Annotated in this window: 23 protein-coding genes and 3 tRNA genes; 5 read left to right on the top strand and 21 right to left on the bottom strand. The window is 62.8% G+C overall.

All coding sequences use genetic code 11. The annotated features are described in order from the left end of the window. Positions 1-271: 271 nt before the first annotated feature. The 3 genes from dnaE to H2LOC_RS04195 form a co-directional block, all read right to left on the bottom strand. Positions 272-3,733, bottom strand: coding sequence for a DNA polymerase III subunit alpha (gene dnaE / locus H2LOC_RS04205; protein ID WP_136495244.1), 3,462 nt, complete (start codon positions 3,731-3,733; stop codon positions 272-274). Between the two features lie 53 nt (positions 3,734-3,786). Then, the gene (locus H2LOC_RS04200; RefSeq protein WP_136495243.1) at positions 3,787-4,506 is read right to left on the bottom strand and encodes an RDD family protein; all 720 of its coding nucleotides are present in this window, start codon (positions 4,504-4,506) and stop codon (positions 3,787-3,789) included. 239 nt (positions 4,507-4,745) lie between these two features. Next, a complete protein-coding gene (locus tag H2LOC_RS04195; protein WP_136495242.1) occupies positions 4,746-5,084 on the bottom strand; it encodes a phasin family protein in 339 nt (112 codons plus the stop codon). 286 nt (positions 5,085-5,370) lie between these two features. Here H2LOC_RS04195 and H2LOC_RS04190 point away from each other — a divergent pair, with 286 nt between their 5' ends. After that, positions 5,371-7,095 (top strand): serine hydrolase, encoded by a 1,725-nt coding sequence (locus tag H2LOC_RS04190; RefSeq protein WP_246206978.1) that lies wholly within the window; start codon positions 5,371-5,373, stop codon positions 7,093-7,095. Between the two features lie 76 nt (positions 7,096-7,171). Here the strand turns inward: H2LOC_RS04190 and H2LOC_RS04185 are convergent, their stop codons facing one another. Both H2LOC_RS04185 and H2LOC_RS04180 read right to left on the bottom strand, forming a co-directional pair. After that, the gene (locus H2LOC_RS04185) at positions 7,172-7,897 is read right to left on the bottom strand and encodes a J domain-containing protein (protein ID WP_136495240.1); all 726 of its coding nucleotides are present in this window, start codon (positions 7,895-7,897) and stop codon (positions 7,172-7,174) included. Between the two features lie 203 nt (positions 7,898-8,100). Then, complete coding sequence (locus H2LOC_RS04180; RefSeq protein WP_136495239.1) at positions 8,101-8,808, bottom strand: VWA domain-containing protein; 708 nt, start codon at positions 8,806-8,808, stop codon at positions 8,101-8,103. A gap of 202 nt (positions 8,809-9,010) precedes the next feature. Between H2LOC_RS04180 and H2LOC_RS04175 the strand changes: the two genes are divergently transcribed. Beyond that, complete coding sequence (locus H2LOC_RS04175; RefSeq protein WP_136495238.1) at positions 9,011-9,547, top strand: DUF2478 domain-containing protein; 537 nt, start codon at positions 9,011-9,013, stop codon at positions 9,545-9,547. A gap of 43 nt (positions 9,548-9,590) precedes the next feature. Here the strand turns inward: H2LOC_RS04175 and H2LOC_RS04170 are convergent, their stop codons facing one another. Further along, the gene (locus H2LOC_RS04170; RefSeq protein WP_136495237.1) at positions 9,591-10,709 is read right to left on the bottom strand and encodes an amino acid ABC transporter substrate-binding protein; all 1,119 of its coding nucleotides are present in this window, start codon (positions 10,707-10,709) and stop codon (positions 9,591-9,593) included. Between the two features lie 184 nt (positions 10,710-10,893). Here H2LOC_RS04170 and metC point away from each other — a divergent pair, with 184 nt between their 5' ends. Next, positions 10,894-12,093 carry a cystathionine beta-lyase gene (gene metC, locus H2LOC_RS04165; protein ID WP_136495236.1) on the top strand — a complete coding sequence of 400 codons (1,200 nt, stop codon included), beginning with the start codon at positions 10,894-10,896 and terminating at the stop codon, positions 12,091-12,093. Positions 12,094-12,179: 86 nt separating this feature from the next. Here the strand turns inward: metC and H2LOC_RS04160 are convergent, their stop codons facing one another. From H2LOC_RS04160 to H2LOC_RS04140, 5 genes are all read right to left on the bottom strand, one after another. Beyond that, a complete protein-coding gene (locus tag H2LOC_RS04160; RefSeq protein ID WP_136495235.1) occupies positions 12,180-12,650 on the bottom strand; it encodes an NUDIX hydrolase in 471 nt (156 codons plus the stop codon). Positions 12,651-12,926: 276 nt separating this feature from the next. Then, positions 12,927-14,054, bottom strand: coding sequence for a glycosyl transferase family 90 (locus H2LOC_RS04155; RefSeq protein ID WP_136495234.1), 1,128 nt, complete (start codon positions 14,052-14,054; stop codon positions 12,927-12,929). Between the two features lie 152 nt (positions 14,055-14,206). Continuing rightward, positions 14,207-14,929: a hypothetical protein gene (locus H2LOC_RS04150; protein WP_136495233.1), complete on the bottom strand. Its 723-nt coding sequence runs from the start codon at positions 14,927-14,929 to the stop codon at positions 14,207-14,209. Between the two features lie 69 nt (positions 14,930-14,998). Next, a tRNA-Arg gene (locus H2LOC_RS04145) sits at positions 14,999-15,075 on the bottom strand. A 349-nt stretch (positions 15,076-15,424) separates the two neighbouring features. After that, positions 15,425-15,745, bottom strand: coding sequence for a hypothetical protein (locus tag H2LOC_RS04140; RefSeq protein ID WP_136495232.1), 321 nt, complete (start codon positions 15,743-15,745; stop codon positions 15,425-15,427). Between the two features lie 331 nt (positions 15,746-16,076). Here H2LOC_RS04140 and H2LOC_RS04135 point away from each other — a divergent pair, with 331 nt between their 5' ends. Then, positions 16,077-16,541: a DUF1810 domain-containing protein gene (locus H2LOC_RS04135; RefSeq protein ID WP_136495231.1), complete on the top strand. Its 465-nt coding sequence runs from the start codon at positions 16,077-16,079 to the stop codon at positions 16,539-16,541. A 116-nt stretch (positions 16,542-16,657) separates the two neighbouring features. Here the strand turns inward: H2LOC_RS04135 and H2LOC_RS04130 are convergent, their stop codons facing one another. From H2LOC_RS04130 to H2LOC_RS04095, 8 genes are all read right to left on the bottom strand, one after another. Next, positions 16,658-16,852: a hypothetical protein gene (locus tag H2LOC_RS04130; protein ID WP_136495230.1), complete on the bottom strand. Its 195-nt coding sequence runs from the start codon at positions 16,850-16,852 to the stop codon at positions 16,658-16,660. A 117-nt stretch (positions 16,853-16,969) separates the two neighbouring features. After that, positions 16,970-17,239 (bottom strand): DUF6429 family protein, encoded by a 270-nt coding sequence (locus tag H2LOC_RS21470; RefSeq protein ID WP_136495229.1) that lies wholly within the window; start codon positions 17,237-17,239, stop codon positions 16,970-16,972. 172 nt (positions 17,240-17,411) lie between these two features. Further along, positions 17,412-17,488, bottom strand: a tRNA-Arg gene (locus H2LOC_RS04120). A 16-nt stretch (positions 17,489-17,504) separates the two neighbouring features. Then, a complete protein-coding gene (locus H2LOC_RS04115) occupies positions 17,505-17,816 on the bottom strand; it encodes an ETC complex I subunit (RefSeq protein ID WP_136495228.1) in 312 nt (103 codons plus the stop codon). A 56-nt stretch (positions 17,817-17,872) separates the two neighbouring features. Then, positions 17,873-17,949, bottom strand: a tRNA-Pro gene (locus tag H2LOC_RS04110). Positions 17,950-18,543: 594 nt separating this feature from the next. After that, the gene (locus H2LOC_RS04105; protein WP_136495227.1) at positions 18,544-19,911 is read right to left on the bottom strand and encodes an ATP-binding protein; all 1,368 of its coding nucleotides are present in this window, start codon (positions 19,909-19,911) and stop codon (positions 18,544-18,546) included. Further along, positions 19,908-20,657 (bottom strand): response regulator transcription factor, encoded by a 750-nt coding sequence (locus H2LOC_RS04100; protein ID WP_136495226.1) that lies wholly within the window; start codon positions 20,655-20,657, stop codon positions 19,908-19,910. Before H2LOC_RS04100 ends, H2LOC_RS04105 begins: the two co-directional genes overlap by 4 nt. A gap of 3 nt (positions 20,658-20,660) precedes the next feature. Next, complete coding sequence (locus H2LOC_RS04095; protein WP_425487332.1) at positions 20,661-21,143, bottom strand: MarR family winged helix-turn-helix transcriptional regulator; 483 nt, start codon at positions 21,141-21,143, stop codon at positions 20,661-20,663. A gap of 301 nt (positions 21,144-21,444) precedes the next feature. On the opposite strand from H2LOC_RS04095, the gene H2LOC_RS04090 reads away from it, so the two are divergent. Beyond that, positions 21,445-22,317 carry a branched-chain amino acid aminotransferase gene (locus H2LOC_RS04090; RefSeq protein WP_136495224.1) on the top strand — a complete coding sequence of 291 codons (873 nt, stop codon included), beginning with the start codon at positions 21,445-21,447 and terminating at the stop codon, positions 22,315-22,317. A gap of 548 nt (positions 22,318-22,865) precedes the next feature. Here the strand turns inward: H2LOC_RS04090 and H2LOC_RS04085 are convergent. Together H2LOC_RS04085 and H2LOC_RS04080 are read right to left on the bottom strand one after the other, a co-directional pair. Then, positions 22,866-24,290, bottom strand: a complete 1,425-nt coding sequence (locus tag H2LOC_RS04085) for an outer membrane beta-barrel protein (protein ID WP_136495223.1) — start codon at positions 24,288-24,290, stop codon at positions 22,866-22,868. Between the two features lie 157 nt (positions 24,291-24,447). Then, entirely contained in the window at positions 24,448-26,379 is a 1,932-nt protein-coding gene (locus H2LOC_RS04080) for an acyltransferase family protein (RefSeq protein WP_162009692.1), read from the bottom strand. Between the last annotated feature and the right edge of the window lie 100 nt (positions 26,380-26,479).

Here is a 26,479-nt window from a genome sequence, read left to right as displayed (position 1 = left end):
CGGTTCAGGCAGGCCGGGTGGGCCAAGCGCGTCCGCCCGTCCTCATGGTTAAGAAACCACAAAACGCCCGGATTTAAACACCACACCCCGGCCGCTTTTATGGTTAATTCATATAAACGAGTATTTTCAAAATGTTACGATTTATGGTTGGCGAGACCTTACCGGCGGCCGAACGCAGCCGCCCGCGCCCGGGCTGCGCCGGAGAACGACCGCGCCGAAAGCCCGGCATCCCGCGTCCTGCGAAAGCGGAGACGGCTTTTTCTTCACAGCGTCAAATATGCTCGACGGCGACGACGCCGGGGATCGTTTTCAGCGCGCCGGCGATTTCCGCATTGACCGGATAACCTCCGGGCAGCTTGATCTCGATTTCTTCCCCCGCGGCTTCTCGCATCACGACGAGCATGACCTCGCCAGCCCCCCTGCCCGACGACAGCCCGGACTTGATGCGGTCCAGCGGCTCTGCGTCGCGCAGGAATATGCGCAGGCCCTTCTGCTCCCGCGCCGCCGCGGCGGCGAGCGGCTCGGCCGCCACGATCCGGGCGCGAACGTCGTCGCCCTCGACATTGGCGGAAAGCGTCAGCAGCACCGCGGCGCCTTTCTCCAGCAGGTCGCGATATTGGGTGAGGCCCTCCTGGAACAATATGGCTTCATATTGCCCGGATTCGTCCGAGAGCTGGACAATGCCCATTTTCGAACCCGATTTGGTGCGGCGTTCGGCGCGGTCCAGCACCACCGCAGCGAGACGGCCCGCGGACGCGCCGCGCTTCACCGAGGCCGAAAATTCGCTCCAGCGCTGCAGCCGCATCCGCCCCATGACGCTGCGATAGGCGTCGAGCGGGTGGCCGGAAAGGAAGAACCCGGCCGCCTCGAATTCCCGCCGCAGCAGCTCGGCGGCGGTCCAGGGCGCGGCTTTTGGAAGCGCGAGTTCTTCCTTGTCGTCGGCGCCGAACAGCGCGTTCTGGCCCAGCGAGCGCTCGTCGGCGTGCCGGTTGGCGCTGGCGAGGATGGTCTCTATGCCGGCGAAGACCTTGGCCCGGTTCGGATCGAGCTGGTCGAAGGCGCCGCAGCAGGCGAGATTTTCCAGAACCTTCTTGTTCACCTCGCGCGGGTTTATCCGGCATGCGAAATCCGCGAGGGAGGAAAAGGGCCGGTCGCCCCGCGCGGCGACGATCGAAGCCGCCTGCCCGTCGCCGACCCCCTTGATGGCCGCGAGGGCGTATCGGATCGCGAGCTTGCCGTCCGGGCCCGGCGCCACGTCGAAATCCGCTCCCGACCGCGAAACCGACGGCGGCTCCACATTGATCCCCAGCCGCTGCGCCTCCTGGCGGAATTCGGCCAGCTTGTCGGTGTTGCTCATATCGAAGGTCATCGAAGCGGCGATGAACTCGGTTGCATAATGGGCCTTGAACCAGGCGGTCTGATAGGCGATCAGCGCATAGGCCGCGGCGTGGCTCTTGTTGAAGCCGTAGTCTGCGAATTTGGCCAGAAGATCGAAAATCTCGTTGGCTTTTTCCTTCGCCAGCCCCCGCTCCACGGCGCCGATCACGAAGCGGTCGCGCTGGGCGTCCATCTCGGCCTTGATCTTCTTGCCCATGGCGCGGCGCAGATTGTCGGCCTCGCCGAGCGAGTAGCCGGACAGGATCTGCGCGATCTGCATGACCTGCTCCTGATAGATGATGACCCCGAAGGTCTCCTTCAGGACCGGCTCGATCAGGGGGTGGAGATAGTCGGGCTCCTCGTCGCCGAGTTTGACCGCGCAATAGGTCGGGATGTTCGCCATAGGGCCGGGACGGTAGAGCGCCACCAGAGCGATGATGTCCTCGAAACGGTCGGCGTGCATCTCCACCAGCGCCTTGCGCATGCCCGCGCTTTCGAGCTGGAACACGCCCACAGTCTCGCCGCGACCCAGCATCTGATAGGTCTCGGCGTCGTCCAGCGGCACGCGCGCGAGATCGAAGCCGGGGTCGCGCCGGCGCACCAGAGCGGAGGCCGTCGAAAGCACCGTGAGGGTCTTCAATCCAAGGAAGTCGAACTTCACCAAACCGCCGGGTTCGACCCACTTCATGTTGAACTGGGTTACCGGCATTTCTGATTTGGGATCGCGATATAGCGGCATTACCTCATGTAATGGTTGATCTGCGATCACGATGCCGGCGGCATGGGTGGAGGCGTTCGAATAGAGCCCTTCCAGCGACCCGGCGACCTTGAAAAGACGCGCCACGCGCTCGTCCTCGTCGGCCGCTTCGCGAAGCTTCTGCTCGCTGGCCAGGGCCTCCGCGAGGGTCACCGGCTTGGCCGGATTCTGCGGCACCAGCTTGGCGAGCTTGTCCACCTGCCCCAGCGGCATTTCCAGCACGCGGCCGACGCTTCGCAGCACGCCCCGCGCCAGAAAGGAACCGAAGGTGATGATCTGGGCCACCCGATCGGCCCCATAGCGGCTCCTCACATATTCGATGACCTCGCCCCGCCGGCTCTGGCAGAAATCGACGTCGAAGTCGGGCATCGAGTTGCGCTCGGGGTTGAGAAAGCGCTCGAAGAAGAGACTGAACCGCAAGGGGTCGAGATCGGTGATCGTAAGTGCATAGGCCACAAGGGATCCTGCGCCGGATCCGCGCCCCGGCCCCACCGGAATGTCCTTCGACTTCGCGTGTTTGATGAAGTCCGAGACGATCAGGAAGTAGCCCGGAAAGCGCATCTTCTCGATGACGCCGAGCTCCACCTCGAGGCGCTTGACGTAGTCGTCGCGGGTGAGGCCAGGCGCCGGGCCGGTCGTCGCAAGACGCGCCTCCAGCCCCTCCTCCGCCTGGCGGCGCAGCTCGCGCGCCTCGATCTCGTCCAGAGACAGGTCGACGCCCTCGGGGGCCTCGCGAATGAAACGCGGCATGATCGGTCCCCGCGCGCGGGGCCGGAACGAGCAGCGGCGGGCGATCTCGACGCTGTTCTGCGTCGCCTCGGGAAGATCGGCGAACAGCTCCAGCATCTCGGCGCGGGTCTTGAAATAATGCGCCGGAGTCAACCGGCGCCGCTCTGCGACGCTCGTGACCGTTCCTTCTGCTATGCACAGGAGCGCGTCATGGGCCTCGAAGTCTCCCGCCGTGGCGAAGAACGGCTCGTTGCTCGCCACCAGAGGAAGTCCCCGCCGATAGGCGAAGTCCAGCAGCTGCGCCTCGACCTCCCGCTCGGCGGCGGTGTTGTGGCGCTGGATCTCGACATAAAGGCGGTCAGGAAAGAGCTTCTCCAGAACTTCCAGCCGCTGCGCGGCGATATCGCCCTGGGATTTCGCGAGCAGCCTGTCCAGGGCCCCTTCCGCGCCGCCGGTCAGGACGATGAGGTCGCCGCTAGACTCGGCGAGGTCTGCAATGGAAACGCTGGGCGCATCGCCCGGCTCGGCGCCGAGATAGGCGCGCGAGCACAGCTTCATCAAGTTCTTGTAACCCGCCTCGGTCTGGGCGAGCAGGACGATATGGCCGAGGCCCGCTTCGCGAAGCTGGCTTCGGCCGTCCGCGAAATCGACCGTGAGCTGGGCCGCCGGGATGCTCTGAATCCCGGCCTTGTAGGCCTTGTCGGAAAATTCGAGCGCGGCGAACAGATTATTGGTGTCGGCGACGCTCAGGGCCGGCTGAGCGTCATGCTCGGCGAGCTTGATCAGCTGACCAATGGTCAGGGCGCCTTCGCGCAGCGAAAACGCCGTATGAACATGAAGATGGACGAAACCGGGATCCGCGTTCAGCATGACCCCAGTCTAGACCGGCGCCCCGCTCTTTCGCGAGTCGCGAAAGCGATGAATCACAGCTTTCCGTAGACGACCCGCGTGCCGAGGATCATATCGTGCAGCGCCTTGCTTTCATCGGTCCAGAAGATCATCAGGAAGCCGAAGAACAGCGGCAGGCTCGACGCCAGATAGCCAAAATTGCGAAGGATCGCGAAGGGCGCGTCGAGGCGCTTCCCGTCGGTCCTGACGATATGAATGCCGCAGATCCGCTTTCCCGGCGTCGCCTGCCAGGGACCGCCGCAAAAATATCCACAATAGCCGAGCGCGATAACCGTGCCGATGAGGTCGACGACGAGGGAATTCTCGTTGAGGAAGGCTTCGGTTCTGTCGGCCCCGAAAAACGAAACCGAGACGATGGCGAAAATCGCGCCCGCGAGGCCCACCAGCAGCACGGTCAAGGCGTAATCGATCGCATATGCGCCGAGCCTGATCCAGAAACCCGCATAACGCGGCGCGCTCGATCTCGCGCCCGACAGCGGGACGCTGGAGATGGGAGCGGCGCGGTTCTCGGGACCATCCCCTTTGAGGAATGCGATAAACCCGGTCTGATCGAGCGGCGTCCAGCCCGGCGCGCCGACGAGGTTGACGTTCGAGCCTCTGGCGACCGCCCCGCTCTCGATCATTTCCTTGAGCTTCGCACCCGTTATGGGACCGATTATTCCCACGCCGTCATGAAGATAGTAAAGCTGCTCCAGGGCTTCCGCAGACAGCGGAGAGCGGAAAAATTCCGACACTTCACATTTCTCCAGTCCGGCGCATGCGGCGCAGCGGCAAGGCTCTGTTTTTCGCCCGCGCGGCGCTTTGGCGGTAGTCCGGAATATACCGAGCCTTTGCGCCTGTCGAGGCTTTGGGCGCGCGCAGGCGGAATGCGCAAGGCCTGCGCGCCAACAACGCTCCAGCGAGGATCGGACGCCGAAAAGCCCAGCAGGACCATGGGTCCACGCCAGGCTTTAGGACGCAAGGCTTCAGGCGCTTACGCGGAAGGCGTGAAAACCTTGGCCGCGCTCTCGATCGGCTTGAAGACTTCCTTCGCAAGCGCAGTATAAAGCTCGCCGAGCTTGGTGGATTCGGCGACGAATTCCTCATAGGAGGACTTGGCGAACTCGGACTGAAGAGCGATGGCTTCGTCGATCTTCTTCACGCCGATCAGCTTCTCGGCCAATTCGCGGGTCTTTTCAAAAGACTTCTTCGAGTAGTCGGTCGTCTCGGTGGCGATGCCTTGCCAGCCCTTGGTGATGGCGTCGGTCGCGGTGGTGAAGGCTTCCAACTGCTCCTTGCCGAACTGCTGCACGCTTTCGAAAGTGGCGACCATTGGTAACGTCCTTGGTTTACGGCGCGCCGCAGGGATTGAACACCACCCTTTGGCGGCGGCGAGGCGCGCACTGTTAACGTCCCTGCTTATATCGCACCGCAACATAAACTGTCAAGTCTCATGTTGCGTCGCAAAAAGGACTGCATTTCGCCGGACTCGCTTAACCCCTGAGTAACCGAGTTCCCCTATCGTGGTTAACTGTGATGTTTTGGTAACGCTCCGGCGCGGCTGCGGCCGAATTCCGGACAAGGTTGCTGTGCAGACTTGTGGGCGAGTAACAATGGCAATGTCAGGTTCAAGCGTGCGTGTTCGGGACTGGAAAACCGGCTGGCTTGCGCTTTTGGCCAGCGTCCTAGTCGCCGTGGTCTTCGCTTTGCCGGCGGAGGCTCGGCGCCATTACCATCACTCCCATAGCCGGCATGTGGTCACCTATTACGCCCATTTCCGGCATGGGGCGCGACATGCGTCGCTGAGGCGCCACGGGCGTCATCGGAGCCACTACGCGACCGCGGATCAGGGCGGCGGCGAGATGGTTTCCCCTGCCGGAGTCGCCGCGATCGTGGTCGACGGCAACAGCGGCCGCACGATCTATGCGCTGAACGAAAACCAGCCGCGTCATCCCGCCTCGGTCACCAAGGTCATGACGCTCTACCTGCTGTTCGAGCAGCTGGAGAAGGGTCGGCTGCGGCTCGACTCCCCCTTGATGGTCTCCTCCCACGCGGCGGCCCAAGCGCCTTCGAAGCTCGGCCTCGCGCCCGGCGAGACGATCGACGTCGAAAACGCCATCAAGGCCGTCGTGACCAAATCGGCCAACGACATCGCCGTGGCCATCGCGGAAAACATCGGGGGCGACGAAGAGACCTTCGCCCAGATGATGACCGGCAAGGCTCACGCCCTCGGCATGCACGGCACGCATTTCGCCAACGCCTCTGGCCTGCCCAACAGCGAGCAGATCACCACCGCGCACGACCTCGCCGTGCTCGGCCGCGCCATCCAGGACCGGTTTCCGCGCTACTATCGCTACTTCTCGACCCATTCCTTCGCCTACAACGGCGCGGTGCATCGCAATCACAACCACCTGCTGGGCCGCATCGAGGGCATGGACGGCATCAAGACCGGCTATACCCAGGCCTCCGGCTTCAATCTGCTGACCTCCGTCCGGCGCGACCGCCATCACATCGTCGCAGTGGTGCTCGGCGGAAAAACCGCCGGCGCGCGCGACCGCCTGATGGCCAATCTGATCGAGGATCACATCGACGAGGGCTCGGCCGTCCGCACCGCCCGGGCCATCAACGAAGAGGCTCCCGCCGAGCGCGAGACGGTCGCCGAAGCGGCCCCCGCGCTGCGCCCTGCGGTCGCCGAAACCCTGCCGGCCGCACAGCCGGAGCCCGCTCGCGCAGAAGTCGCATCCGCCGTCGAGGAAGAAGAACCGGCGACTCCCTCCCGCGGGCAGCGCGGAGCCAGGGTCGCCCAGCTTGCGGCCCCCGTCGTACCGCCGGCGGCCATTCCCGGCGTGCAGCAGGAAGAAAAGCCGCGGCCGGCCTTTGTTTCCGGCGTCCAGAAACATGCGGAAACCAAGGACAATCGCAAATCGCGCAGCGCCGAGCGCGCCCGCGCGGCGGCCGCGGTCGTCGCAGACGGCTCGACCTCTCACGCCTCAGGGAGCAAGACCAGCCGTCACGAAGCGGCCGCCGCCACGACGCCTTCCTCGGTGAAGCACACAGAGGCCTCTCAGGTCGCAAAATGGGACGCCGGGCGTCCTTCGCATTCGGGCTGGATGATCCAGCTCGGCGCCACCGACGATGCGGGCAAGGCGAGCGAGCTGCTGAGCCGGGCGCGCACCCAGGGCCACGCGCTTCCGGCCGGCGCGAAGGGTTTCACCGAGAAGGTGCAGAAGGGACATGAAACCCTTTACCGCGCGCGCTTCGCGGGACTCGAGGAACAATCCGCCGAAGCCGCCTGCAAGGCGCTGAAACGGTCGGGCTTCTCCTGCTTCGCCACGAAGAACTGAGAGCTGCGCCATGGCCTTCGTTTCGGAACGCGCGGCCGGCGCGCGGTTTTACCGCAGGAAGCGCGAAGCCCGCGCTCTATCCGTGGTGGCGGCGCATAAGGACGTCCTTCGCCTCATTGACGCGGGCGGCGAGGTCCGTCGTCCCTCCATGGTCTGGATGCAGCTTCTTCATGAGATCGCGGTGCGCCCGTGCAATTTCGCTGGCAGGCGCGCCCTTCTTGAGGCCCAGTATCTCATACGCCTCATCCTCGGTTATCGAGCCCCGGCGGCTGCCGCCTCCTCCGCCCGAAGCGCCGCTCCGCGCGTTCTGCTGACCCTGTCCTGCGCCACGCCATCCGGCAAACCGGCGGTCGAGATACGCCTCTAGCAGCCGCGCGCCTTCGGGGTCGTCGGTAAGACATATTTTGTAAAGCTCGATGAGCTGCGGCCTGGTCAGGGAGTCGAGCCGCTTCCCCTCCTGGGGGCCGGCGAGAATGACCCCGCGGATGGCCCCCGTGGCGCGATCGAGCTCCATTTCGATCATCGCGGACCGGACCCGCGATACTCCGGCCCCGCCGGCTCCCGCGGAGCGGAAGCCGCTCGCGGAAAAGCCGCCGAGCCCCATGATCCAGACGCCGAGCCCCCAGCAGGCGAGCGCAATCCCCAGAGCGCCCCTGAGGAACAGGAACGCGCCGAGGAACAGCAGCAGCACGCCGCCGAAACTCTTGATGAACCGCGCGAGCGCCACCGGCGAGGCTCGCGTGAAGCTTTGCAGCAGATAGATCGTCAAGAAAACAACCAGAAAGCCGATAAGGACGGGCATGAACGGTTCCTTCGGTCGTCGTGACCTCTCTCCCGGGGCGCATTATCGCGAAAGCCGGCGCGCCTCGCGATCCGGATGCGCTCCATAGTTAATTACCGCGTTCCTCCCGCCGCCCGCGATTTTTTCACGCCGGGGGGAAAGCGCGGGGATAGCCGAGGGGGCATCCCGCCGGCGCCGACTCTGTGACGCCGAGCAAGGGCGGCCTACATCTGAGACAAAAGCAGGCGCGCCGCCGCCTCGCCGCTTTCGGCCATTTTCTCCAGCTGCAGCCGTCCCCCCGCCGCATAAGCCGCGGCCGCCTTCAACAGCTCGGCCAGGCGACGCGGCGCATTGGCGTCGAATGCGGCGTAAGCGCCGCCCGTCACGCGGGCGATTTCACGAAAAGCCAAGCGCGCGGCGGGATTTCCTCCTTCCTGGAACATGAAGGCCTTCACGCCGAGCAGGCCCAGTTCGCCGGCCACGCCGGCGAGGTCGTCGACATTCTCCTCCATGGCGTCGCCGATGAACACGAAAGCGGCTACCGGCCGCGCCCTGCTCTCGTCGCGTACATGGCGAAGCAGCCTGCCTATCTGGGTGCGGCCGCCCTGGCAGGAAATTCTCGACATCAGCGCGGCGAGCCCCCGACCGCCCGAAACGAAGCTGGACGCCCGGCATTCCATGAAGCCGCGGTAATAGGCGAGCTGGACTTCCAGCCCGCCCTGCTCCGCCGTGGCGGAGAACATCTCGCCCTGGATCGATTGCGCGAGGTCCCAGGTCGGCTGCCGGCTCATGGTGGCGTCGAGAGCGAAGATCAAACGCCCCCGGCCCCCGGCCGAGGCCTGCGTCAGGGCTTTCGCCTCGTTCAGAAAGGCGTCTATTGCGGCGTCCGAGCCGCTTCTCGCGAGCGGACGATTGTCGGGTCTATCATTCACGGCGTACCATCGTGGGTTGGAGCCGACATAGAAAATCGGGCGGCGGCGCCGGTAATGCAAGACCCGAGCGTCGCTCCTGGCGGCGGGGGCTCAGGCTGCGTTGTCGCAGAAGCAAACCACCCTATTTCTCTTCGCGGGCGGAGTGGAACCCCTGCCTCCTCGCGCGCTATCATAAGCCTCGACGAAAGTTCGCGAGTCCCTGATGACCCTTGATGAACAAACTGCCCAGAAGCCGCGGATCGCGGCGATCCGCGCCGACCAAAGCCAAGCCGTCCAGGCTCTGATGGAGGCTTTCGCCCAGGAACTCAAGGGCCGGGGCCACGCCGTAGCGGGCGTGGCGCAGACGCGCGTGCTCGACCAGAACACGGGACGAAAGCGCATTGTCCTGCGCGACCTCGCGAGCGGCCAGATTTTCCCCATATCACAGGATCTCGGCCCCGGCTCGGTCGCGTGCAATCTCGACACCGGGGAACTCGCCCTCGCCTGCGCCTGCGTCGAGCGCGCCGCGCTCCAAGGCGCAGATCTGATCGTGCTCTCGAAATTCGCCAAACAGGAAGCGGCGCGGGGAGGCCTGAGCGACGCCTTCCGCATCGCCATGCTCTCCGGGACTCCCGTAATCGTCTCGGTTTCGCCCGATTTTCTCTCGGAGTGGGAGGGCTTTGCGGGCCGCCTCTCCCAGTTTGTGGAGCCCTCCCTCGCCGCGCTGGAGACCTGGTGGAGCCGGATGCGCGCGGAGTGAGGCCGTTCCGCCCGCCGCGTTCGGCAGGCGAGCGCGCGGCGCTTTACTTGACCGGAGGCGCATACATGAGCCCTCCGTTCGACCAAAGGGCGTTCTGGCGGCGCTCCATGTTGAGCGGCGACTTCTGGCCGAGATTGCGCTCGAAAACCTCGCCGTAATTGCCTACCGCCTTTATCACCCGATAGGCCCAGTCCGGGGTGAGCCCTAGCCCCTCCCCGAAATCCCCGTCTACCCCGAGCATATGCCGCACATCCGGGTTTCGGGACTGCAGCTCGGCGTCGGCATTGGCGGAGGAGACATTGAGCTCTTCGGCGTCGAGCATGGCGAAATGAGCCCATCGGACAATGTTGAACCATTGGTCGTCGCCCTGCCGCACGATCGGCCCGACCGGAGCCTTGGCGACGAGTTCGGGCAGCACCGCATGGCTTTCGGGCTGGGAGAGCTTCGCCCTGATGGCGTAGAGGGCGGCGACATCGGCCGAAATGACGTTGCACTGCCCGGCTTCATAGGCTTTGGCGGCCTCCTCCAGCGAAGCGAAGGGCTTCGGCTGAAAAGCGACCTCCCGCTGCTGGAAGTAATCGGCGACATCGAGTTCCTGCGAGGTTCCCTGCTGTACGCAGACGGCGAGTTCCGCCATGTCGCGCGCCTTCTGTATTTCGGCTTTTCGCCGCGCGAGGAACCCCTGCCCGCCGAAAAAGGAAATGGCCGCATAAAGCGCCTGCTGCCCGGCGTCGCGCGCCTGCGTCCAGGGGGCGCCGCGCAGGAGCAGATCGACGCTGCCCGACTGCAACGCCCCGATCCTTTCCTTGGCCGACAGCGGCGTGATTTTGATCTTGGAGGGATCGTCGAAAATCGCCGCGGCCAGAGCCCGGCAAAAGTCGACGTCGAAGCCGGTCCAGGCGCCCGCCTCGTTCTGTTCGGCGAAACCGGGGGCCGGCGCCGCCAATCCGCAGGCGACCGAGCCGCGCTTCTTGATCTCGCGCAGCGTGGAAGGATGATCCTCGGATTGGGCGAGCGAAGGGGAGGCCGGGAGCGCCCAGGCCAGCGCCAGCGCCGTCGCAAACAGCGCATTCCATATTCTCCGAGCGGTCGGGAGCCGGCCCCGCGCGCGGGAAATGAGGATGTTTCCGGAGAGCGGCCTAGGGGAAATCGGAAATGTCATCGAACGCCTTGTGTCTCGGCCTCGCTGCGCCGGTGGGTTGGAGCGCATTTGCGCAAAAGCTGGCATGCTTTTGCGTTGAGAATGCGCTCATCCGACGATCTGGAGCGAATTCTTGTCGACCGGACGATGACGTCCGGCGGATAAGCGCTCTAATGTGGCCCGCGCGACGCCCCAGGGAGGAGCAATGACCAAGACTACCAAGGAAACAAGGCGGAAAAACAATAGCCGCACCCGCTTCGTCCACGCCGGCCGCCGGCCGTCCGATCAATATGGGTTCGTCAACACGCCGGTCTATCGCGGCTCCACCGTCCTGTTCGAAAGCGCGGAGGCGTTTCAGTCGCTGGATCAGCCCTATACCTACGGAACCAAGGGCACGCCGACCACGCGCGCTCTGGAAGAGGCCTGGAGCGAGATAGCCGGCGCCGAGCTGAGCGTCGCGACGTCCTCGGGGCTCGCGGCGATTGCACTCGCCCTGATGACCGCCGCCAAGGCCGGCGACCATGTGCTGGCAGCCGATTCCGCCTATCAACCGACCCGCATCTTCTGCGACGGCGTCCTGAAGCGCTTCGGAGTCGAGACGGAATATTACGATCCCCGCATCGGAGCCGGGATTTCAGGCCTCATACGCCAGAACACCAGCGCCGTCGTCGCCGAGTCGCCCGGCTCTCTCAGCATGGAGATCCAGGACGTTCCCGCCATAGCCAAGGCCGCAGCGGAGCGCGGAGTCTGCGTCATACTGGACAACACCTGGGCGACGCCGCTGTTTTTTCCCGCTCACGAGCATGGCGTGGATATCAGCGTCGAGGCGGGGACGAAATATCTTTCGGGTCACGCCGATCTGCTGATGGGGCTGGTTTCCGCCAACAAGGCCTGGGCCAAAAGGCTGCGCGCCACCTACGACGCTTTCGCCATGTGCCCGGGCGGCGACGACGCCTATCTCGCGCTGCGGGGCCTGCGCACGATGGAGCTGCGCATGCGCGAGCAGCAGGGAGCGGGCCTCGCGCTCGCGAAATGGCTGGAAGAACGCGAGGAAGTCTCCCGGATGCTGCATCCCGCCCTGCCCTCGCATCCCGATCACGCTTTGTGGAACCGCGACTTTCGCGGCGCCGCCGGCCTGTTCTCGGTGATTCTGAAGCCGACGCCGAAAGAAGCCGTGTCCGCCTTTCTGAACAGGCTGGAGCTGTTTGGAATCGGCTATTCCTGGGGCGGCTATGAAAGCCTCGTCATACCCTTCGATTGCAGCCGCTCGCGCACCGCAACCGAATGGAAGGCCGAGGGGCCGGGCTTGCGTTTTTCGGTCGGGCTCGAGGACGTGGCCGACCTTCAGGCGGATCTCGAGGCGGGATTTGCGGCGATGAAGAACGCCGCATCATCCGGCCGATAAGGGAGACTGGTTACGCCGGCACGGCCGCTTCCGCGCCGGTCGGCGGGAAACCGCATAAAGGGTGGAAGCGCTGCGCCGCGCGGCGCTCACTTCGCCGCCGTTTGCCTTTCGCCGAAGTCGAGGATCAACGTCTTGAGCTCGGGCTCGCGAACCTCCTCGGCGGCGTCCGCAAAGGTGAACCATTGCGTCACCCGCTGCTCTTTTTCAGGCCAGCTCTTGCGCTGCCGCTGCACGCGCATCGGAAAAACGTCGACCTGGCAGAGTATGTCCGCGCCGTTCTTCAGCCGCTTGTGATAATGGAAAGCGCCGATCCTGATCTTCTCGATCTTCCCGACCAGCCCCGCCTCCTGGAGCGCTTCCAGCGCGGCGGCGGCGTGAGGCTTTTTGCCTCTCATCGGCCAGCCCTTGGGGATGATCCAGCGCCTCGACTCGCGTGAGGACGCCAGCAGGATCTCCACGCCCTCGCCGATGCGCCATGGCAGGGCGGCGTATTGCCTGCGGGGCTCCTCTCCGATCGCTGCCTTTTTCTTGGGCCTCGGCGCCTTCGGAGATTTCATGAAAACGCCTCGACGACCAAAGACGAAGGCGCGCCGCCATCCGCGTCGCCCTGCCGCGCAACGATGAGACGTCGCGTCGTTCGCCAGATTTTCAAAGCTCCCGACTTCATGAAGCGCCAGCCGCCTCCCCTCGCTCGCAGAGCGTGAGCGTCTCCCCCTATGCGACAACTATCACAAAATTCTCATAACGCCCGCTCCAGCCTCGGAAAACCCCTTTATTTCAAGCTGCAAGGCCGGGGCCAGGTCCAGTGCGCCGCGTCGCGCGCAGAAACTGCCTCAGGAAAGCGAGTTGTAAAACTCCGAATATCGCCGCAAAAGCGCCGCCGTATAGGCGATGACGCGGTCCTGCCGCAGATAGCGGGCGAAGAACCGCCGCCCGCCATCTGCGACATGGCGGTGCGCGCCGGGACGCCGGCGTTCGAGTTCGACGATGCGCTCCACCTCGGCCTCGCTCGAAACCGAAAGATATTCGCGCCCCGCCGTCATCTTGGGGAAATAATACAGGACGAAGGGCGACTGGTATTTTATGATCGCCGAATTGCTCTTCAAGCCGATCGCGTAACGCGACCAGGCGGCCCCGTTGCCGTCCATCGAAACCAGAAACCTGTTGCGGAACTGCTGGCGATATCCGATCGGCTTGGTGAAATAGGGCTGCGCCTCGATCCAGGCCTTGACCTCCGGATTGGCGCATTGCACGGCCCTGGTGATGCGAAAATCCACGAAGTCGCCTTTCACGAAATGAGCGGCGGCCCGCAGACGCGGATTGCGGCCTTCTCTGACGACCTCTTCGTCCACCATATAGGACCCGCCGGAGCCTCCCGTCGAAGACCCCGCAAAGCATCCGGCGATCCGTTTGTCGTCATAGGAAAGGGTGTCGCGAAAGTTCCGATACCAGTTGGAATAGAGGAAATGGGCGTCGGGAAGCAGCGGGTTGAGGCTGCCCTCCCTTTTCTGGAAGGCGAACAGAGGCGCCTGGCTGCAATCGAGACCTATGTCGTCCGCATTCAGGGCGAGCGTGACATGAAGGTCGAGGCCGGAGCGCTCGAGCGCGCGCTCGAGAAAGATGCGGTAGCAATGGATTCTTTCAGCGTAGGATCGGCGCAGCCTCTCATAATTCGGCCGTTCTTCCGGCGGGACCGCGACATCCGGCTTCTTTTGGACCGTTACGCTCTTTCCCTCGATTTCCAGGATGAAAAGACAGGGATGAGGATGCAGATATTCGAAATTCTCCAGGAGCCAGCTGCGGCTGATCTTCTGCTGCGTCCAGACCTCCATTTGGCCCCGGGCCAGGTCGTCGATGTCCTGAAGCGTCTCTTCGTCCAGCGGATCGCGCGGCGCGAGCACATCGGCGAGCCCGGCGCGAACCCCAAACCCCAGCGCCCTGCGGCGAATATGATGCATCATTGGCGCGCTCTACAATCGAGTGGGACGATGTAAAAACTGGAGATTCGACATCTGTGGCGGAGATTATCCCCGAATGGGCGATCGGCAAATCGAGACCGCCCTTTTGCGCCGGCTCCAGCGTCGGGCGGCGCGGCGGAGACCGGCGGCGCGCTTCACGAAAGGATCTTGCTCGCCGTGACGATCTGATCGGCGAAAAACCTCGCCTCCTGCGAGCCGCTTTCGCGAAGCCGCGCCAAGGCGAGGTCCAGCTGCTCTGCGCCCTCGGACGCCGTGGCTGGAGCGGCTTTCAGGGCGAGCGCGCCGTAGCCGGCCGCCATCAAAGCAAGGTCGGTCTTGCCGGCGGCATCCGCCAGACGCCGCGCCTCCCGAAATTCCGCGAGCGCCGCGACCGGCTCGCCGGCTGCGAGCCTCAGCGCGCCGTTCAGCCAGGTCGCATTGGCCATCGGTTCCGGCCCGAGTTGCAGCTCGCGCGTCAGATCGCGGTTCGCTTCCGCGAGCTCCATACCCGCTTCGATATGCTCCGGCGCGATCTCGACGCCTTCGTCGCCCCATCCCGGCCAACAATTGGCGCCGGCGTTATAGGCGATGGCCTTGGCGGTCTGCCTGAAATCAAGCGCATCGGCGGGGTCCGCGGCCTGGCGGGCTTGCGCGAGGCAGAAATCCACGCCGGCATTCGCGACGCGGATCATGCCCGTGACGTCCTTGCGCGTCTGATAGAGGTTTTGGAGCAGCTCCCCGAAAACGGCCGCCGCCCGCTTCGGATTGTCGTTCTCGTTCAGCAAGGCGATGATCGCTTCGACGCCGCCGGCGTCCAAGGCGTCGCGCACGCGGCCCAAATAATCGTCTCGACTCGAAGTCGGCTCGCGCCCGGTCATGTCACAATTCCATCCGTGAAAATCCGCGGGATTCAAAATCCCGCATTTCCGCCTGCTTTTGCCAGAAAATGGCGACCCCGGCAGGATTCGAACCTGCGACCTTCTGCTTCGAAGGCAGTTGCTCTATCCAGCTGAGCTACGGAGCCGCGGCTTTGCGAATCGGCCCAGTATGTCGTGAAATGTGAGAAGTTACGAGCCCCGGCGAAACGGACGACTCTGAAAAGTCGATTTCCCGCGAAATACAGCGGCTCGACGCCGGCGCTTATCCCCGGCGTCCACGCGACGAAACCACGGGTCGAAGTCCGATGGCGGCCAGGACGGCGCAAAAGAGCGGATCATCCCCCGCGTCCACCGAAATCGACTGCAGAACGATGTAGAACCGCCAACGCCGTGCACGGCAAACACGCCCCCGCCCGCGGAAGGTCGAATAACGCAGCCGTTGCGGCAGACCCGCCGATCAGGGAATTCTGGGCGCCAAAAGCGCGACACGCGTTTTCAGCCATCCCTTTTCCCGGCCGCGCTTTGGGCGGCGAGCCTGCGCGAGATCGCGACGCATTCGTCCTTGTGCCAGGCCTCTATCAAGGCGTTCAGCACCTCCATGAGTTCGTTGTCTTTCTGGGCGATCACGCTCTCGGCGGCGTCGATCCAGAGGCGCCGCTCCTCCTCGGTAAAATCCTGGGAGAGATCGACGTCGTGCAGCAGCAATTTGCGCATATGTTCCCGAAGCACATCGAGAAGACGCGCGTTTCCCAAGGCGGCCTGAGCCTTCAGCTTCGCCCGCCATCTCGCCTGCCGTTCGCTGTTGCTCAACGCCATGTCCAGCCCCCGGTTTTCCTCGTGATAGCAGCGCCGAGAACGACTTGCAACCATCGTTAATAACGTGCGTTAGTAACTATTGTTATTAACGGCCGTTACTAACGCAGACCAGCATCGTTATTAACAGAATCCGGCATCATCGTTAATAACGATCGTTACTAACTATCGTTATTAACGGAATTCCGCAACGCCGACGCGCTATCGCGCTAAGCTCGCGCCGCCCGGCCGCCATTGAAAAACGCCCTCCCCCGCGCAATGTCCTCCGAAAATGGGGCGGCGGGCTTGCCAGCCGAAGCGGATCGAGACTCCTGCGCCCAAGGAAAGCGTATCAATGACCGAAAGCTGCGACCCCTTCGACCTCTCGCGCTTCCTCAGCGCGCAAAGCGCCACGCTCGATAGGGCCTTGGCGGAACTACGCGCGGGCAAAAAGTCTAGCCATTGGATGTGGTTCGTCTTTCCGCAGATCAGGGGGCTCGGCGCTTCGCCCATGGCGCAAAAATACGCCATCGGCTCCCTGGAGGAGGCGCGGGCCTATCTCGGCCATCCCCTGCTGGGGAGCCGGCTGCTCGAATGCGTTCGTCTCGTCGTCGAGAGAGGCAAGCCGATCGAAGAAATCTTCGGCTATCCGGACTGGCTCAAATTCAGATCGAGCGTGACGCTCTTCGCCGCCGCGGCGCCGGGCGAACCGATCTTCGAGCAAGCCCTCGCGCGCTGCTGCGCCGGCGCCGCCGATCCGCTGACGTTGGAAAAACTACGACAGAACGCCCAGATCCCTCCGCCTGCCTGGAGTGGATGAGCGCGCCGCCAGCCAATATGTTATGGAACCATTTGGCATGACGCCCGCGGCCGGCCGATATGAGCCGCCCCGGCTCGAAACATCCGGCCCACGGCGCTCCGGGCGGGCGGGTACGTCTACAACCCCAGAACGCCGAGAATTCCCTTCTTCTTTTTGGCGTCTTGCAGGTCTTGTTCGGCGCGCCGCACGGCGGCTCGCAGCTCGAGCAGTTTCTCGTCGCTTATGCCGAAATCGATGACCGCGGAGCGCAAATCGCGCTGCGACTCGCTGAATTTGGCTTCGAGCAAGCGGACAATGTTCTTGTTGGCCATCTGCTTCTCCGGCGCTGGTGCGCTTTGCATTCGATCGCGGGCAATCGGGTCGGATAAACCTTGGAGCGCATCTTATCGCAACACCATATCAATTTTTGCGACAATGCGCTCTAAGCGTTATCCGCAGGTAAAACCGAAACCGCAAATTCCGCTGCCGGCAAGCATCCCTTTCAGGGCGCGCGTCTGAACGCCCGCGCATTGCGGGCTATCTAGGCCCATCGCATCACTTTGATTTTTTGGTAAACCGCGCTCGCTATGGGGGAGGCGGCGTGGATGCCGATCCATCGCCTCCCAGTCGAACGACTTCCAGACGCGACAGCCATCATGGCGCCCGAGCAGCAGCAGCGCGAGCACGCAGTCGTCGATTCGGTCGGTGTCGATCGCCATGGCGGCGGCGCCCCATCATCGCAGAGAAGCGCTCCCGCACTGCAGGATCGTCGCTCTCGCACAATTCGAACGCCAACCACCTTAGCGCGAGTTGATCGCCTGACAAACCAAGCGCGGGCTGTTTTATGGCGGCGGCCGGCGGCATGGGCGCGCCCGGCGTTGTTTTCCGAAGTGGCGACCCCGGCAGGATTCGAACCTGCGACCTACTGCTTAGAAGGCAGTTGCTCTATCCAGCTGAGCTACGGAGTCTAACCAAAGCCTTTGGTCAGTGGGTCCAAAGGCCGACGCGGGTGGTCTTGAAATTATCCGAATAGGAAGCGATTCGGCGCTTGGCGGTCGAAAGCCTGGGCTCTTCGACGCGGTAGGGAATGCCGTTGCGCTCGGCGTAGGCGACCGCCTCTTCCCTGGTGTCGAAGGTCAGCCGGATCTGCGATTTCATATCCGACGAAGAGGTCCAGCCCATCAGCGGCTCGATCGAGCGGGCCGACTCGGCATCGTAGCGAAGCACCCAGGATTTGCCGGCGCCGGGAGCCGACTGGGTTGCGCTCGCCGCAGGGCAATAAATTCGAGCGGTCATGTGGCCTCGGTGTCTGTCTGTTCAAGCATTCGCCCGCGATTGCGGGCCCGGTCGGGTGGTCGGGGCAGCAGGATTCGAACCTGCGACCTGAAGTACCCAAAACTTCCGCGCTACCGGGCTGCGCTATACCCCGTCCGGCGAACGAGGCGCGCTGCATCCTCCGCCGCTCCCGATCCACCATCCGCCTAGCACGCTCGCGCGCCGCTCACAAGGGAAACGCGCTCGGCAAAGGCGATTGGCCTGTCACACGCCTTTTGCCCGGCGGCGCCTCGCGAGCGTCCGGCCTGATTCTATCGGCTCCTGCCATATGGCAACCGCCTTTGACGGACGCGCGCCGTTCTGCGACACAGAATAATTTCTCGATTTCAGCAGAATTAACAAGAATAGACAGAAATTCATCATTTAAAATCAAATATCAGCTGTCCCGGCACTATTGTATATAAGACCTCACCACGCACGCCGAGTAATTCCGCGGCGCATATGAAACCGCCGCCTTGCAGGTCAATTTTATCCTCACAAACCCCTATCAGCTCCCGCATCTTAGACGGACATGTAAGGTCGGCGAGATCAGCCAACTCTCTGATGCGCCTAATTAGGTGCGTATTCTCGATCATTCCCTCGTCGCTCCCCGCTATTTGGCGCGAGAGGAGACCGCTTTCGAGAAGCGGAGACCCTCGATCCCGCGCCAATATGCTGTCGAAACAACGCGCCCCGAACAATGGGCCCCTCAAACCGGCAGGGTCACGCTGGCCCGTAATCCGCCCAAGGGGCTGCGGCACAAGCTGATCTCCCCGCCATGGGCGCGGGCGATGTCCCTTGCGATGGCGAGGCCGAGGCCCGAATTGCCGTGATCCTGGTTGCGCGATTCGTCGAGGCGGTAGAATGGCCGGAAGGCGTCCTCGAGCCGGTCGACCGGGATTCCGGGCCCGTCGTCGTCGATGGTGACGTTCAGGGTTTTGCCGTCATTGGACATGGCGACGTCGATGCGTTTCCCATAGCGCTGCGCATTGCCGACGAGATTGGCGAACAGCCGCCTGACCGCGGCCGGCCGAGCGACCACGACTGGGTTGCCCGCGATTTCGAGGCGCGCCTCGACGCCGAGTCGCTGCGTGTCGGCCTGGAGGTCCCGGAGGATCGCGCCGATGTCGGTCGAGGCCGGAGTCTCGCCGCCGTCGCCGCGGGCGAAGGCGAGATAGGCCTCGACGATGCGCTCCATCTCCTCGACGTCCTTGCGCATCTCGGCGGCTTCATTGCCCTGTCCCATCAGCGCCAGAGACAATTTGAAACGGGTGATGATGGTGCGAAGATCGTGACTGACCCCGTTGAGCATGGTGGTGCGCTGCTCGATGGCGCGCTCGACCCTGCGCTTCATTTCGACGAAGGCCGCGCCCGCCTGGCGCACCTCCCGCGCTCCGGTGGGCCTGAAAGGCGCGTCCCTGCCCTTGCCGAACTCCTCGGCCGCCTTGGCGAGGCGCAGGATGGGGCGCACCTGATTGCGCAGGAAAGAGGTGGCGATCGCTATGATCACCACGGAAGCGACCGTGGTCCAGATGAAGAAGATATAGGAGTTGGTCGCATAGGCCTGGGTGCGCGAGGTCAGGATGTGCAGAGTCGCGTCGTCGAGCGCCACCCTGATTTCCACCACATTGCCGGGGTCGGCGGTGTTGATCCAGAAAGGATATTTCAGCCGCCTCTTGAGCTCCCGCGTCAGGGTGTGGTCGAGCAGGGAGAAAAACGGCTTGGGCGCCGGAACCGGCAGGGCCTGCTTCTCCAGAACGGTGGCCTGCATATTGAGGTCCAGTATCGCGATGCGCGAAAGGATCTCGTGGCTCTTGTCCTGGGGAAAGCTGGAATAGATGTCCGCTATGGCGGCGACGTCGCGCGCCACAGAAGCCGAGAGGCGGTCGGTGATCGCCTCCCAATGACGCTCCATGTAGACATAGGCGACCGCCGACTGCAGCAGCACGATCGGCAGAATCACGATCAGCAGGGCGCGGGCATAGAGCCCTTTGGGCATGCGCTCGTGCAGCCAGCCGGCGAAACCGCGCCACCAGCGGCGCGGGGCGGTGAAGGCCTCGATTATTTCCATGCTCATCGCGATGCCCTGTGTTCCGTTGCGCCGAGCTTGGCGTTTTCGGCGATCAATCGATAACCTTGGCCCCGCACTGTCTGAAGACAATGCGCGGCGCCCTCCATTTTTCGTCGCAGGCGCGCGATCTCGACGTCGACGCTTCGCTCGCTGGCGTCGGAATCGCCCCGGAGCGCGAGGGTCCGCCGCGACACGACGCCGCCGGGCGCCAGAATGCGCATGATGTCGCGCTCCCGGGTCGTCAAATGTATCAGCCGCTCCCCTCGCCGCAGCACGCCTTTTTCGGATTCGAAGCAGAAATCTGCAAATCGCGTTAACCCCGTCTCTACGCCGCCGCCGGCGCCGGCGCCGGCCCGCGTGCGCCGCAGGATGCTGGCGATGCGCAACGCCAGCTCCCGCGGCTCGAACGGTTTGCCGAGGTAGTCGTCGACGCCCGCCTCCAGTCCCTCGACCCGATTTGCGGTTTCGGAAAGCGCCGTCAGCATCAGGATGGGAGTCGCATTCCACGGCTCCGCGGCTTCACGAAGGCGTTTTGCGAAGCGCAGTCCGCTTTCGTCCGGCATCATCACGTCGAGGACGATGAGGTCGAAGACGAGGACGCCGAGTCGCTCGGCCGCCTCCGCGGCGCTGGCGACGGCGCTGACCAGATAGCCCTCGCCGGCCAGGAAGCGCGAAAGCAGGCCGCGTATCCGCCTGTCGTCGTCGACGACGAGAATATGCGGGCCGTCGCCGGAGGCGCTTTCTCGCGTCATCGGCTAGGGCTCCGCGCCGGCGAGCAGGGCGCGGACCTTCGCGGGCTTGGCCCCCGCGCGCTCCAGATGGGCGCGGACGGCGGTCCGGTCGTCCTCGTCGATCATGGCCAGCAGAAAATCGGTCGCCGCCCGGCGCGCCTCCGGAGCAAGCCCGTCGAGAACGCGCACGAAGCGGGCGGACTGGAGCCTCGTCAGATCGTTGGCGAGCGCCCGCCCCCTCTGGGTCGGAAACAGCAGCCGCTGGCGACGATCCAGCGCGCCGGCGCGCGCCTCGATGAATCCGCCCTCCAGCAAGGGCTTGAGCACGCGATTGAGGCTCTGCTTGGTGATTTTGAGGATGTCGAGCAGAGCGGCGATGGTCAGGCCCGGCCGCCGGTTCACGAAGTGGAGCACGCGATGATGCGCTCTGCCGAAGTTGTAATTCTCCAACAGACGGTCGGCGTCCTTCACGAAATCCCGATAGGCGAAGAAGAACAGCTCGATCATTTCGATGACCGTTTCGTCCGCGCCGCCGGGCGCCTCGGCGGCCCCTCCGTGAGGGGACCTGGCGACGACGGCGCCCGAATCCCGGCCCTTCTCAGCTTTTGCTCGCGCCGACAGGATCAGTCTCCCGAAAAAATGCGCCAAAAAGGCGATCACGCGGCCGGGCTTGAGCATCTTTCCCGGCGCATTCCCTTGGCGACGAATTTATGTCAGCTATATTGACATAATTCCTGGCGATAGCTAGTGCATTAGCCCACCGCGCCGCCCCGTTTGCGGCGGCGGCCCGCTTCCCCCGGAGATTGACATGGCTACGCCGCCCTTCGATCAGCGCGATGGCTTCATTTGGTATAACGGCGCGCTCGTCCCCTGGCGGGAGGCCAAGCTTCACGTTCTGTCCCACGGGCTCCATTACGCCTCCGCCGTCTTCGAGGGCGAACGGGCCTATGACGGCGTGATATTCAAATCCCGCGAACACTCCGAGCGCTTCCGCCGCTCGGCGCAAATCCTCGACTTTGAAATTCCCTACAGCGTCGAGGAGCTGGACGCCGCCAAGGGCGCCACGGTCAAGGCCAATGGCATGACCAACTGCTATGTTCGGCCGGTGGCCTGGCGCGGCAGCGAGATGATGGCGGTCGCCGCGCAGAACTCCACCATCAACGTCGCCATCGCGGTCTGGGACTGGCCCAGCATGTTCGACGTCGAGACCAAGATGAAGGGCATCAAGCTCGACATCGCGGAATATCGCCGCCCTGATCCCGCGACCGCGCCTTCCCTGGCCAAGGCCGCCGGTCTCTACATGATCTGCACGATCTCCAAGCACCGGGCCGAACGGCGCGGCTATGCCGACGCCCTGATGTTCGACTGGCAGGGCCGCGTCGCCGAATGCACCGGCGCCAATATCTTTTTCGTCAAGGACGGCGAGATTCACACGCCGATCGCCGACTGCTTCCTCGACGGCATCACGCGGCGCACAGTCATCGGTCTCGCCAAAAAGCGCGGCCTGAATGTGATCGAAAGGCGCATCATGCCGGACGAGCTCACCGGCATGGAAGAGTGCTTCATCTGCGGCACTGGCGCCGAGGTTACGCCGGTCTCGGAAGCCGGTCCCTACAAATTCACGCCCGGCGCGATCTCTCGCCAGCTCATCGACGACTATTCGAAGGAAGTTCAGCCCTGATCGAACGCCGTTTCGATCGGACCGAACAGTCTCCGCGAACGCCCGTTGCGCGCCCCGGCCATCCGAGGCGCGCTTTTTTTGCGTTTCCCAACGAGCAAAGACTCCGGCCCCTGCGGCTGCGGCCGTTGAAGATCGCCGCCCGCGTCACCCAAACCGCCGCGAGGGTGCGTCTCGCCCTTGCCGCCGCCTGTTCCCCAAGCCGATCTCTTCAGATCCATGCCGGCGGACCTGCTCATGCCCGGGGCCCCTAAACCACGGGGCCGCCCGCCCTCCGTCGTTCCCCGCAGCTCCGACGCGTTCGAAAGCGCCGCACTCTGCGCGATGAAAATCGGAACGACCGCCCGCGCTCCAAACCACAACATCCAAAAAGCGCGAAGCAGTTTTTGGGACCATGCTCGGTCGATGAGATTTGGAGCGCGTTCGAACGCGTTTAAACCGAACGCCATATAGAGTCTTTTCATGTTCCACGGAACCATGAAAAAGACTCCAAATTGTTGTTTCGACGCGTTTCCCACGCCGAACCGGCGTCCACTTCGGCTGGAAGCGCTCTAGTAGGCGTAACGCACCCCCGCAGACACGATGTTCTGCGTGTATCCCGAGGGAATCTGCGGATTGTAGGAGGACCAGACGGACTGGCTATTGAAAGTTTTAGCCAGGCGATATTCCAGCGTCAGCGCAACGTTTCGCCAGAACGTGTATTCGATGCCGCCGCCTGCGTTCCAGATCGTCTGAACATTGGTTGGATTGGTCCACTTCGTATCCGCGAAACCGCCGCGCACATGCGCTTTCCAGTAAGGCGAGAAAGAATAATCGCCCTGCAGCTGCGCCTGCAGCGTACGACTGTTGTTCGCCTCGCCGGGAGCCATGACCGAAGCAAACGGAACGCCGTTTATGAAAGCCGTAGAAAAACTCGGCGCAGTCGAGAGCGTTTCGCTGAGGCTCGCCGTCAGGACGAAATATTCGGTCGGATACCAGGCGAAACGAACTCCTAGTGCCGGACTGGAGACGCGGCCGCCGTAATTGCCCCACGCGCTCGTTTGGGTTTGGTATCCAGCATAGATCTCGCCGCTATAAAGGCCGGTTCGCGGAAAGCCCACGCCGCAAAGAATGTCGTAGCCGTTGGTGTTGGTGTAGGATTCCTGATAGATTCTGATGTCGGCTTCCGGCTGAATGAATGCGTAAAGCTGCGGCGTGATCCAGAAACCGGCGCGCAGAGCCGCATTGTAGGAATTGCCGTTCTGCGCGGCAAAATTATTCGAGACCGCGCCAGAGAGTCCGAGCGCCCAGGTCGAGGCGACAGGCCGACTATCGTACGAAATATATTGCGCGCCCGCAGAGCCTCTTACGAACCAGCGATCGGCGAGTTGCTTTTCCACCGAAATCTGCCCGGTGAACTGATTTGAATATTGAGGGACGCTCGAAACGGCGACGCCGCTCGCCACGGCCGGCTCGGGCTGAGCGCCCCATAAATTTGTGGCGAACAAACCGCTTTGGCGTTCGTATTCGCCGATGATTTTGACCGAGAGATCAGCCATCGGCGTCCAGACATGGCTGACCGCGGCCCTCCCGGTTACATTGGTCGGCGAAACATAGACCGCCGGCGCCAATCCCGGAGAAACCAGCAATTCGGAACCGCCCTGCCCCGGATAAATTTCGGCATAGGCGTTGATATGGACGCTGGTCTTGTGCAGGCCGTTGTCCTGCTCGGCCAAAATGTTCGGCTGCAGGCTCAAACCCACGCCGGCCCGCCGGTTGATTTGGGTCTGGTAGATATTGTCGTTGAAAATCACCCCTGTCATGAAAGTGGGGTAGACCAGCCATCCATCGATCGACATGCTTTGATTGGGATCAGGCCCGAGCGCCGGCCCCATAGCCGCAACCGTCGGAGCCTCCTCGTCGGCGATGGCGTCGACCGACGCCAGCGCTCCCAGAGCGAGGACCGCCAGTCGAGCGATCGTCCTACGAAAATTCATCTCGAGCCCTTGTTATCGCTCTGATAAAATTCGCCAATCAGACCCATAATCCCCAATCCTCAGACATGTGGCAATATAGAAGCGAGACGCCTTTGCTGCGACATTTTGGCTGTTCGCACTCCGGGCTGCGCGCAAAACCGGCCGTACGCCGGCCAGCCTATTCAGCCATCCTGTTTCCGGCCGCGCTGGCCAGCAGCCCATAAAAATTCATTTCTGTTCCAAGCAGGGCGCTGCCTTCATGAGACAGGTGTGCGGAGTCCCGATATATGAACGTGTTGCTTCGGCTGGCGAAACAGTCGCCTCCCCTGCACATCGCCTCGTCCAGCCACACTACTTTATAGTTCTTTGAAATTTCATGGAGGAAATCACGCACGGACCGCTGACGTTCGATCGCCTCCACCAGCGTGAACGAGCAAGTCTGCGGTGGCGCCTCATATATATTCGCCTTCACCAAACACATGCCGGCGTTGAACCCGGGACTTGGAGGGGGCGCAAAGACAACCGGCGTCACGCCGAGCTTCATCAGCGTATCAAGGGTGCTTCTGAATGACTCTAACGCGACTTCTTTTCCAAGAACCACCGATCCATCACGAACGACGACGTAAGAGTCGTCATCGACAAATTGTGAGAATGGCGAACTCATGATCACATATTTGAGGGACTTCGTATGCTTGATGAATTCGATGACATGGTCGTTGAACGCCATGCATTTTTTCGCCCAGGCGACAGGATAACTCGCGCTGGTAGGCGCGATGCCGATAAATGGGCCGCAGACAGACTGCGTCAGTTGAATCAAGGATACTTCGGCGGCCGACGCTCTTATTCCATCGGCGAGATGCATTGAGAACGAATCGCCCCACAATAAAACCTCAGGCGCCTCACTGGTTCGGCAATTCCGTGAACCATTCATATCGCCTTCGCAATCCTCGCTCAGTCCGTAATTCACCCTTATGCGGTCCTGAAGGGCCTCCAATCCTTTCGGAAAAGCGATATTATTGCTGCTCCACCAGCTTAGCGTCACGAGAAGCACGGCCGACAAACCCAGCGCGGAGAACGCTATTTTGCCGCTTGGGAGCGGCATGGCTCCCTTTCTGCGCAAGGGCGTCTCTACGAAGCGCCAGCTGAGATATGCGAGCATGATGGACATGCAGGAAAGCAAAATCATCAACTGTGGCGACGGCTCTTTCAGAGAGCGAAGGCGAGCGAAGGCGAACAAGGGTTGGTGCCACAAATAGGCGCTGTAACTCATGAGGCCGACAGCGACCAGCGGACCCGACGAAAGCATTGAGCAGATGAACGTCTCCTCTCTTGCAAACAGTATGATTAGACTCGTCCCCAGTACAGGCAGGAGCGTGATGAGAGAGGGGACAGGCGTTGTCTTGTTGAAAATAAGAACCGACGTCGCAATAGCGGCAAGGCCGACGCCTGACAGAAAATTGTCTCGGATGGCGCCAGCCTTCGGCGTGACGAAAGAACACAGCGCTCCCGCCATTAGCTCCCAGGTTCGTGTCGGAAGCCAAAAAAAATCAACTGAAGGATGGCTTCGAGACATATATTCGCTTAGCGCGAGGCTTGCGACAGCGACGATCGCGATCGACAATTTCACTCTGTTGCGACCGAAGCGCCACATGAAAAGGACCGCAACAGGGAAAACGATGTAGAATTGCTCTTCGACCGCGAGGCTCCATGTGTGCAGTAAAGGCTTCAGCTCCGCGGCTTCGTCGAAGTAGCCGCTCTGACGCCAGAAAAGTATATTTGATACGAAAAGGCAGACCCAGACGACGCTTGCGGAAAAGGCTTTCAACTCCATCGGCATCATCCAAAGCCGCGCGAAAGGGATGCAGCAGAGAATGACGAGAAACAACGCAGGCAAGATACGCCTCGCGCGTCGCTCATAGAAGTCCCAGAAGCTGAAGCTGCCCGCTTCGACGTCCTTCACGATGATGGAAGTGATGAGGTAACCGCTGATGACGAAGAATACGTCGACGCCGACGTAGCCGCCTCTAAAGGGGCTGAAACCAGCGTGAAAGAGAATGACGGCCAACACTGCGAGGGCGCGGAGACCGTTAATTTCGGGGCGATTTTTCAATTGCGAATTCGATAGCATCGCTACGACATCCTATCGCTTTCAGGGCTCCGCCTCCATTCGCGAGACGAGTTGCGGCTCGGCCCTCGGGCGCCGACAAGGC

Origin of the sequence: Methylocystis heyeri, from assembly GCF_004802635.2 — a bacterium.
In the GTDB taxonomy this organism is placed as follows: Bacteria; Pseudomonadota; Alphaproteobacteria; order Rhizobiales; family Beijerinckiaceae; genus Methylocystis; species Methylocystis heyeri.
Note: the sequence above shows the minus strand (reverse complement) of the source record. Positions and strands in the feature narration are given on the sequence as shown.